A 9,708-nucleotide genomic window follows, 5' to 3' on the forward strand; every position below is an offset into this window, starting at 1 on the left:
GCCCCGTCGGGGCGCGGGGCCGTGACCCGGACGGCGCCGCCGCGGGAGCGCGACAGGCCGGGAGGCACCCGCACCCGCCGGCGGACGACGAGCCCCGCGCTCCGAACCGCCGCCGCCGGCGGAGCCCTAAGCTGGTGTCACAACAGGGGACGATTCTCGAAGGGTCGGTAAAAGGTGAGCGCGAGCGGTACCGCCGCGACCGGGCAGGTCGAGCACATGCTGCGCCAGGTGACGCCCGGACGCTACGACGCCTACGAGGCCCTGCTCCGCGCGCTCGCCGCCCCCGCCTCCGGCCAGGTCTGGATGCTGCTGTGGCACGGTCAGGCCGGCTCCCCGGACGCCCAGTACGGGAGCATGGAGGTCGACGGGTTCGGCTACGCGCCCTGCGTCACCTCCGCCCAGGAGCTCTCCGCCAGCGGCTGGAACCGGTCGTACGAGGTGGTCGACGGTCTGGAGGTGGCCCGCGCCCTCTACCCGGACCACTTCGGCCTCTGGCTCAACCCGCACGCCCCCGGCGGCGGGGTCGGCATCCCCTGGCTCGATCTGCGCCGCATCGCCTCCGGTCTCGACCGCCAGCCCGCCGGGCCGCTGCGCCTGTCCGAACCGGCCATCGAGATCCCGCAGTTCTACGCCCTGCTCGCGCAGAACGCCCACCGCACCCCGGCGGTGCGCGCGCTGCGCCGCGCCTGGGTGCAGCCGTCGCTGGGCGCCCCGTACCTCGCCATCGGCCTCGACGTCTACGACACGTCGCCGCCGGCCGTGGACGCCGTGCGCGCGATGATGCAGCAGTCCGTCGCCGCGGTACCGGAGGGCCTGCCGGTGTCGACGGTCGCGATGACCGACGCGCACGACCCGGTCGCCATGTGGCTGCGCGTCAACGCCCGCCCCTTCTACGACCGCGAGGCCCACGCGGCCCCCGCCCAGGCGCCCGGCGCCGGGTACGGCTACCCTCCCGCTCGCGGGGCCTTCTGACGGAGCGTCGGGTCGCGCCGCCGGTGCCGGCGACGCTCCGTGCTCTTCACGTCACGAACACATTTCTTCGCGCGTAGACGGCGACGGAAGGTCGCGAAGGTCGGCGATTTCGCCGTTCTGTCCCAACTGTCCTTCGTCCGAAGGCCGTTACCCACTGTTCGGATAACGGAATCCCTAGCAGTGCATCACGGTTGCGCATACTTTCCCGGTCAGGCCTGGCGGGTGATCGTGACGACGCTGAAGACTCCCGAGACAGACACCGGATCGTTCGATCCCGTGCTCGAGAGCAAGTCGACAAAGCCGTAATCCACGGCGGGTGTAGGCCGGTCACCACCGGCGAGAGGGGTCGGGTCACTGTGACCGCACCGATCGAGACCACCGGGGCGCAAGCCGAGGCACAGCCCGAGGCTGTCCTCGCCGGTGCCGATAAGGGGCAGATCGAGGGCCGTTCCCTGGGGCAGATCGCCTGGTCCCGTTTCAAGAAGGACAAGGTCGCCATGGCCGGCGGGGTCGTCGTGATCCTGCTGATCCTCCTCGCGATCCTCTCCCGCCCCATCCAGGCGATCTTCGGCCTGGACCCCAACGCCCTCAACCAGGACCTGATCGACCCCAACACCTCGCTGCCCAAGGGCGACTTCGGCGGCATGAGCTGGGACCACCCGCTCGGTGTGGAGCCGAAGTTCGGCCGGGACATCGCCACCCGCATCCTCGAGGGCTCCTGGGTCTCGCTGGTCGTCGCCTTCGGCGCCACGATCCTGTCCAACACCATCGGCGCGGTCCTCGGCGTGGTGGCCGGCTACTACGGCGGACGCGTCGACACGATCATCAGCCGGCTGATGGACACCTTCCTGGCCTTCCCCCTCCTGCTGTTCGCGATCGCCATCTCGGCGACCCTGCAGGGCGGCGCCTTCGGACTGGAGGGCCTGCCGCTGCACATCATGGTGCTGGTCTTCGTCATCGGCTTCTTCAACTGGCCCTATCTGGGCCGCATCGTCCGCGGCCAGACGCTGGCCCTGCGTGAACGGGAGTTCGTCGACGCCTCCCGGGGGATGGGCGCCAAGGGCCCGTACATCCTCTTCCGGGAGCTGCTGCCGAACCTCGTCGGCCCGATCATCGTCTACTCGACGCTGCTCATCCCGACCAACATCATCTTCGAGGCGTCCCTGAGCTTCCTCGGCGTCGGCATCCAGCCCCCGCAGGCCTCGTGGGGCGGCATGATCAACCAGGCGGTCGCCTTCTACCAGGTCGACCCCCAGTTCATGATCGTTCCTGGTCTCGCCATCTTCGTGACCGTCCTGGCGTTCAACCTGCTCGGCGACGGTCTCCGTGACGCTCTCGACCCGCGCAGCCGCTGACCGGCGACTGCCGCGAGAGTCCCAAAGATTTTGCCAACAATGGAGGGGAAGCAGACCATCATGCGAAGGTCAGCGCTGGCCGCGGTCGCGGCCATCGGCAGTGCGAGCTTGCTGCTTTCGGCTTGCAGCAAGGCCGATGACAACTCGGACAACAACGGTAAGAAGTCGGCTGAGGCCAACGCAGCGACCAAGGGTGTCGTCAACGCCTCCACCCAGAAGGGTGGAACGGTCACGTACGAGTACTCGGACGTGCCGGACTCCTTCGACCCCGGCAACACGTACTACGCGTACATGTACAACCTCAGCCGGCTGTACGCCCGCCCGCTGATGACCTTCCAGCCCGGCGCGGGCGAGAAGGGCAACACCCTGGTCCCGGACCTCGCCGCCAGCAAGGGCGTGCCGAGCGACGGCGGCAAGACCTGGACGTACAAGCTGCGTCCGGGCCTGAAGTACCAGGACGGCACCCCGATCACCGCGAAGGACGTCAAGTACGCGGTCGAGCGCTCCAACTTCGCGCGTGACGTGCTCTCCCTCGGTCCGAACTACTTCCAGCAGTTCATGCAGGACGGCGACAAGTACAAGGGCCCGTACAAGGACAAGAGCCCCGAGGGCCTGAAGTCCATCCAGACGCCGGACGACACCACGATCGTCTTCCACCTCAACCGGTCCTTCCAGGAGTTCGACTACCTGGTCGCCACTCCGCAGACCGCGCCGGTGCCCCAGTCCAAGGACAAGGGCATCGACTACGTCAAGAGCATCGTGTCCTCCGGCTCGTACAAGTTCGAGAGCTACGAGGAGGGCAAGCAGGCCGTCCTCGTCCGCAACGAGAACTGGGACCCGAAGACGGACCCGCTGCGCAAGCAGTACCCGGAGAAGATCGTCGTCAAGCTCAAGGTCAACGCCGAGACGATCGACCAGGACGTCCAGGCCGGCACCGCGATCGACCTCGGCGGCACCGGTGTCCAGGCCGCGACGCAGGCGAAGGTCGTCAACGACACCACCCTGAAGGCCAACACCGACAACACCTACGGTGGCCGCCTGGTCTACATGGCGATCAACTCGCAGGTCGCGCCGTTCGACAAGGTCGAGTGCCGCAAGGCCGTCGAGTACGCCATCGACAAGGTCTCCGTGCAGACCGCCCTCGGCGGCCCGATCCGCGGTGAGATCGCCACCACCGTCCTCCCGCCGGACATCACCGGCTACGCGAAGGCCGACACCTACGCGACGGACGGCAACAAGGGCGACGTCGCCAAGGCCAAGGAGCAGCTGAAGGCCTGCGGCAAGACCAGCATCAACACCAACATCTCGGCGCGCAGCGACCGCCCGCAGGAGATCGACGCGGCCACCGCGATCATCGCCTCGCTGAAGAAGGTCGGCATCAACGCCAGCCTGAAGCAGTACCCGTCGGGCAAGTACTTCACCGACTACGCGGGTGTGCCGACGTTCGACAAGAAGCAGAACATCGGCCTGCACATGATGCAGTGGGGTGCCGACTGGCCGTCCGGCTACGGCTTCCTGCAGCAGATCCTGCACGGTGACGCCATCGGCGCCTCGGGCAACACCAACCTGTCGTACATCAACGACAAGCAGATCAACGAGACGCTCGAGAAGGCCATCGCCACCGAGAGCGACAGCGAGCGCAACGCGCTGTACGGCCAGATCGACAAGCGTGCGATGGACCTGGCCACCATGGTCCCGCTGACCTACTTCAAGGTCCTGCTGTACCGCCCGTCCAACTTCACCAACCTGGTGTCCACGGCGGCCTTCAGCGGTCAGTACGACTACCTCAACATCGGCACGACCAAGAAGTAGCCCCGGAAGGCAGGTGAAGGCATTGGTGCCCGCGGGCTTCGCGGCCCGCGGGCACCAGCGCCGGTCCCCGTGATCTCGTACATCCTCCGTCGGACGTTCGCGGCAGTGATCCTGCTGCTGGTCGTCACCGCGGTCACCTTCGCGATCTTCTTCCTGCTGCCGCGGCTCGCCGGTCAGACCGCCGACCAGCTCGCGCAGCAGTACATCGGAAAGAGCCCGACGAAGGCGGACATCCTCGCGGTCAAGCAGAACCTCGGTCTGGACGAGCCCCTGTACGTCCAGTACTGGCACTTCATCAAGGGGATCGTCAGCGGCGCCACCTACAACCTGGGCCCCACCACGGCGCAGTGCGACGCGCCCTGCTTCGGCTACTCCTTCAAGAACCACGTCGAGGTGTGGCCGCAGCTCACCTCCCGCCTCCCGGTGACCCTCTCGCTGGCCGGCGGCGCCGCCGTGCTGTGGCTGGTCTCCGGTGTCCTGATCGGCGTCATCTCGGCGCTCAAGCCCCGCAGCGTCTTCGACCGCACCTTCATGGGCGTCGCGCTCGCCGGTGTGTCGCTGCCCATGTTCTTCACGGGCAACCTGCTGCTCCTGCTGTTCACCTTCCAGTGGCCGATCTTCGGACGCACCTACGTGCCGCTCACGGAGAACCCGGCCCAGTGGGCCAACACGCTCTTCCCGGCCTGGTGCTCGCTGGCCCTGCTGTACTCCGCCATCTACGCGCGGCTCACCCGCTCCGGCATGCTGGAGACGATGAACGAGGACTTCATCCGCACGGCCCGCGCCAAGGGCCTGCGGGAGCGCAGAGTCGTGGCCCGGCACGGGCTGCGGGCCGCGCTGACGCCGATCATCACCGTCTTCGGCATGGACCTCGGCCTGCTGCTCGGCGGCGCCGTGATCACCGAGAAGGTGTTCTCGCTGCCCGGCATCGGCCAGTACGCGGTGCAGGGCATCACCGACAACGACCTGCCCCCGATCCTCGGCGTCACCCTGCTCGCAGCCTTCTTCGTCGTGATCGCCAATCTCCTGGTGGACCTGCTGTACGCCGCCGCCGACCCACGCGTGAGGCTCTCGTGACCGAACTCTCCAAGACCGGGGCCGCCGTGGGTGAGCCCACGACCCCGCCGTCGAACGCGCCCGACGCGTTCCTCGCGGTCCGTGACCTCAAGGTGCACTTCCCCACCGACGACGGCCTGGTCAAGTCCGTCGACGGGCTCAGCTTCCAGGTGGAGAAGGGCAAGACCCTCTGCATCGTCGGCGAGTCGGGATCGGGCAAGTCCGTCACCTCGCTGGCGATCATGGGCCTGCACCGGCTCGGCTCGCGCGGCAAGAACGTGCAGATGTCAGGGGAGATCTGGCTCGGCGGCAAGGAGCTCGTCTCCGCCGACCCGGACGAGGTCCGCCGGCTGCGCGGCCGCGAGATGGCGATGATCTTCCAGGACCCGCTGTCCGCGATGCACCCGTACTACACGATCGGCAACCAGATCGTGGAGGCGTACCGGGTCCACCACGACGTCAACAGGAAGACCGCGCGCAAGCGGGCGATCGAGATGCTCGACCGGGTCGGCATCCCCGAGCCCGGCAAGCGGGTCGACAGCTACCCGCACGAGTTCTCGGGCGGTATGCGCCAGCGCGCCATGATCGCCATGGCGCTGGTCAACAACCCCGAGCTGCTCATCGCGGACGAGCCGACGACCGCCCTGGACGTGACCGTCCAGGCGCAGATCCTCGACCTCATCCGCGACCTGCAGAAGGAGTTCGGCTCCGCGGTCGTCCTCATCACCCACGACCTGGGCGTGGTCGCCGAGATCGCCGACGACGTCCTGGTGATGTACGGCGGCCGGTGCGTGGAGCGCGGTTCGGTCGACGACGTCTTCGAGCGGCCGCAGCACCCGTACACCTGGGGCCTGCTCGGCTCGATGCCGCGCATCGACCGCGACACCTCCGAGCGGCTCATCCCGGTCAAGGGTTCCCCGCCGAGCCTCATCAACGTCCCCTCGGGCTGCGCCTTCCACCCCCGCTGCCCGTACGCGGACATCCCCAAGGGCGATGTCACCCGTACCGTGCGGCCGGAACTCGAGGTGGTCGGCAGCGGGCACTTCTCCGCCTGTCACCTCTCGCCGGAGGACCGCACGCGGATCTGGACCGAAGAGATTGCGCCGAAGCTGTGAGCGATACGAAGAAGACGGACGCGAAGACGGTCCCGGCCCAGGCGTCCTCACCCGAGGAGCGTGAGGTGCTGCTGAAGGTCGAGGGCCTGCAGAAGCACTTCCCGATCCACAAGGGCGTTCTCCGGCGCCAGGCCGGCGCGGTCAAGGCCGTCGACGGCATCGACTTCGAGGTGCGCAAGGGCGAGACCCTCGGCGTGGTCGGCGAGTCGGGCTGCGGCAAGTCGACCATGGGCCGGGTCATCACCCGGCTCCAGGACCCGACGGGCGGCTCGATCCACTTCGAGGGCAAGGACATCACGCGGCTGAACACGGCCGGGATGCGCCCGCTGCGGCGGGACATCCAGATGATCTTCCAGGACCCGTACGGCTCGCTGAACCCGCGCCACACCATCGGCGGCATCGTCTCGGCGCCGTTCCGCCTCCAGGGCGTGGAGCCCGAGGGCGGGGTGAAGAAGGAGGTCCAGCGGCTCCTGGAGCTGGTGGGTCTCAGCCCCGAGCACTACAACCGCTACCCGCACGAGTTCTCCGGCGGTCAGCGCCAGCGCATCGGCATCGCCCGCGCGCTCGCGCTGAAGCCGAAGCTGGTCGTGGCGGACGAGCCGGTCTCCGCGCTGGACGTGTCCATCCAGGCGCAGGTCGTCAACCTCATGGACGACCTCCAGCAGGAGCTCGGCCTGACGTACGTGATCATCGCGCACGACCTGTCCGTCGTCCGGCACGTCTCGGACCGGATCGCGGTGATGTACCTGGGCAAGATCGTCGAGCTCGCCGACCGCACCTCGCTGTACGAGGCGCCGATGCACCCGTACACCAAGGCGCTGATGTCGGCGGTGCCGGTGCCGGACCCGAAGCGCCGGGGCGCCAAGAGCGAGCGGATCCTGCTGCGCGGCGACGTGCCCTCGCCGATCTCCCCGCCGAGCGGCTGCCGCTTCCACACGCGGTGCTGGAAGGCGACGCAGATCTGCAAGACCACGGAGCCGCCGCTGAAGGAGCTGCGTCCGGGCCAGCAGGTGGCCTGCCACCACCCGGAGAACTTCGAGGACCAGGCCCCGCAGGACGTCGTCCTGCTCACCGCGGCCAAGGAGGCGGCGGAGTCGGTCCCGGACGAGGCCCTGGCGGAGTCCGCGAAGACCTCCGCGGCGGTGGCCGCGGAGGTGGAGGGAACGAAGGCGGACCCCGTGAAGGCGGAGACCGCCGAGGCGGAGGCATCGGAGGCGGAAGCCCCGGCGGCGGTCGCCACGGAGCCGGAGTCCGCCGACGCGGAGCGCGCCGAGCCGGAGTCCGCCGACGCGGTCGCCGCGAAGGCGGAGGCCTCGGCGGCGGTGGTCGCGGAGGCGAAGGCCGCGGAGGCGGAGGCCGCGGACGAGAAGCCCGAGGCGGCCGCTCCCGAAGCGGAGGCCGGCTCGGAGGCGGAAGCCGGCTCGAAGCCGGAGACCGACGCCGAGCCGGAGGCCGACGCCAAGGCGAAGGCCGCTCCCGAGGCCACGGCCACTCCCGAGGCGCCGGCGGTGGACGAGCCCGAGGCGGACGAGGCCGGTTCGGACGAGCCCGAGGCCGCCGCGTCCGGTGCGGCGGAGACGGACGGCGACGCCGAGCCCCCGGCCAAGAAGAAGAAGTAGCCCGGCCCGGCCCGTGAGCCCCCGCCTTCGTTTGTAAGGCGGGGGCTCACGGGCAGGTGAGAATGGCAGGGTGTACGAGCAACTCTTCAGCCCCACCGTGCAGCACACGCTCGACCTGATCGGCATCTTCGTCTTCGCCATCTCGGGCGCCCTGCTGGCCGTCCGCAAGAACTTCGACGTCTTCGGCATCGCCGTGCTCGCCGAGGTCACCGCGCTGGGCGGCGGGCTCTTCCGGGACCTGGTCATCGGCGCGGTGCCGCCCGCCGCGTTCTCGGACCTGGGCTACTTCCTGACCCCGCTGCTCGCCACCGCGCTGGTCTTCTTCCTGCACCCCCACGTCGAGCGCCTCCAGACCGGCGTCAACGTCTTCGACGCGGCCGGCCTCGGCCTGTTCTGCGTCGCCGGCACGACCAAGGCGTACGACTACGGGCTCGGCCTGACCGCCTCCGCCTGTCTGGGCATGGCCACCGCGGTGGGCGGCGGTGTGCTGCGCGACGTGCTGGCCAACGAGGTGCCCTCGCTGCTGCGCTGGGACCGCGACCTGTACGCCGTCCCGGCCATCGTCGGCGCCACCATGGTCGTCCTGTGCATCCGCTTCGACGCGCTGAGCCCGTTCACGAGCGGTTTCGCGGTGGTCACCGCCTTCGTCCTGCGGCTGCTGGCCCTGCGCTACCACTGGCGGGCACCGCGCGCGTGGAACCGGCGGTCGACGGTCGTCGAGGGGGAGTGAGAGGTCTCTCGCCACCGTCCGCGCCCGGGACCTCGGAAAAGCTACCGCTTAGTAGTTTCCTGTTGTACCGTGCAGCCATGCCAGAAGCAGCCTCCGCACCGGCCACTCGGGCCACCATCGGCGACAGCGAGTTCGACCGGGACACCCGCGTCACCCGGCGCGCACCCGGTGTCTACGACATCGACCTCTCCGCCGGCTGGACGATCATCAACGCCGTCAACGGCGGCTACCTGCTGGCCGTCCTGGGTCGCGCCCTCGGGGACGCCCTGCCGCACCCCGACCCCTTCACCGTCTCGGCGCACTACCTCACCGCGTCCCAGCCGGGCCCGGCGGTCGTCCGCACGGAGACGGTCCGCACCGGCCGCACGCTCTCCACCGGGCAGGCGTCCCTCTTCCAGTACGACGACGAGGGCAACGAGGTCGAGCGCATCCGCGTGCTCGCCTCGTACGGCGACCTCGACACGCTGCCCGACGACGTCCGCACGTCCGCGAAGGCGCCCGTGTTCCCGCCGGTGAGCGAGTGCTTCGGCCCGGAGGACGGCCCCGCCCCGGTGGAGGGCAGCTCCGCCATCGCCGACCGGCTGATGCTCAAGCTGGACCCCGCCACCCTGGGCTGGGCCCTCGGGCAGCCCTCGGGCAAGGGGGAGATGCGGGCCTGGTTCGGGCTCGCCGACGGCCGCGACTCCGATCCCCTCTCCCTGCTCCTCGCGGTGGACGCGCTGCCGCCGACCGCCTTCGAGCTCGGGCTGAAGGGCTGGGTGCCGACGGTCGAGCTGACCGTGCACGTGCGCTGCCGCCCGGCGCCGGGTCCGCTGCGCGTCTCCATCACCACCCGCAACCTCGCCGGCGGCTTCCTCGAGGAGGACGCCGAGGTCTGGGACAGCACCGACCGCCTGGTGGCCCAGTCCCGCCAGCTGGCCCGCGTCCGGCTCGGCTGACGCGCCCCACGGGGGCGTCGGCCCCCTCGCACCGCACACCGGGGCGGGGGGGCGCGACGGGGGCGGCGCCCCCCCGCCGTGGGGGCGGGTGCGCGCCGCCCCCTAGAGACC

General features: G+C 69.7%; 8 protein-coding genes. All 8 read left to right on the forward strand.

Annotated features, from left to right (window positions below):
- The first annotated feature begins 174 nt into the window (after positions 1-174).
- The 8 genes from ACFWJB_RS21045 (at position 175) to ACFWJB_RS21080 (ending at position 9,597) form a co-directional block, all read left to right on the forward strand.
- Complete coding sequence (locus ACFWJB_RS21045) at positions 175-972, forward strand: enhanced serine sensitivity protein SseB C-terminal domain-containing protein (RefSeq protein ID WP_385463359.1); 798 nt, start codon at positions 175-177, stop codon at positions 970-972.
- Between the two features lie 356 nt (positions 973-1,328).
- Positions 1,329-2,327, forward strand: a complete 999-nt coding sequence (locus ACFWJB_RS21050) for an ABC transporter permease (RefSeq protein WP_385463362.1) — start codon at positions 1,329-1,331, stop codon at positions 2,325-2,327.
- A gap of 39 nt (positions 2,328-2,366) precedes the next feature.
- Positions 2,367-4,139, forward strand: a complete 1,773-nt coding sequence (locus tag ACFWJB_RS21055; protein ID WP_385463365.1) for an ABC transporter substrate-binding protein — start codon at positions 2,367-2,369, stop codon at positions 4,137-4,139.
- A 69-nt stretch (positions 4,140-4,208) separates the two neighbouring features.
- Positions 4,209-5,216 (forward strand): ABC transporter permease, encoded by a 1,008-nt coding sequence (locus ACFWJB_RS21060; protein ID WP_161163154.1) that lies wholly within the window; start codon positions 4,209-4,211, stop codon positions 5,214-5,216.
- The gene (locus tag ACFWJB_RS21065; RefSeq protein WP_385463368.1) at positions 5,213-6,310 is read left to right on the forward strand and encodes an ABC transporter ATP-binding protein; all 1,098 of its coding nucleotides are present in this window, start codon (positions 5,213-5,215) and stop codon (positions 6,308-6,310) included. The genes ACFWJB_RS21060 and ACFWJB_RS21065 overlap by 4 nt, the downstream gene beginning before the upstream one ends.
- Complete coding sequence (locus ACFWJB_RS21070) at positions 6,307-7,929, forward strand: dipeptide ABC transporter ATP-binding protein (RefSeq protein WP_386923971.1); 1,623 nt, start codon at positions 6,307-6,309, stop codon at positions 7,927-7,929. The genes ACFWJB_RS21065 and ACFWJB_RS21070 overlap by 4 nt, the downstream gene beginning before the upstream one ends.
- Before the next feature lie 70 nt (positions 7,930-7,999).
- Complete coding sequence (locus tag ACFWJB_RS21075) at positions 8,000-8,659, forward strand: trimeric intracellular cation channel family protein (protein ID WP_385463374.1); 660 nt, start codon at positions 8,000-8,002, stop codon at positions 8,657-8,659.
- A 77-nt stretch (positions 8,660-8,736) separates the two neighbouring features.
- Entirely contained in the window at positions 8,737-9,597 is an 861-nt protein-coding gene (locus ACFWJB_RS21080) for a thioesterase family protein (protein ID WP_386923974.1), read from the forward strand.
- Positions 9,598-9,708: the final 111 nt, after the last annotated feature.

The sequence above is a fragment of the Streptomyces sp. NPDC127100 genome, assembly GCF_042724095.1.
Classification (GTDB): Bacteria; Actinomycetota; Actinomycetes; order Streptomycetales; family Streptomycetaceae; genus Streptomyces.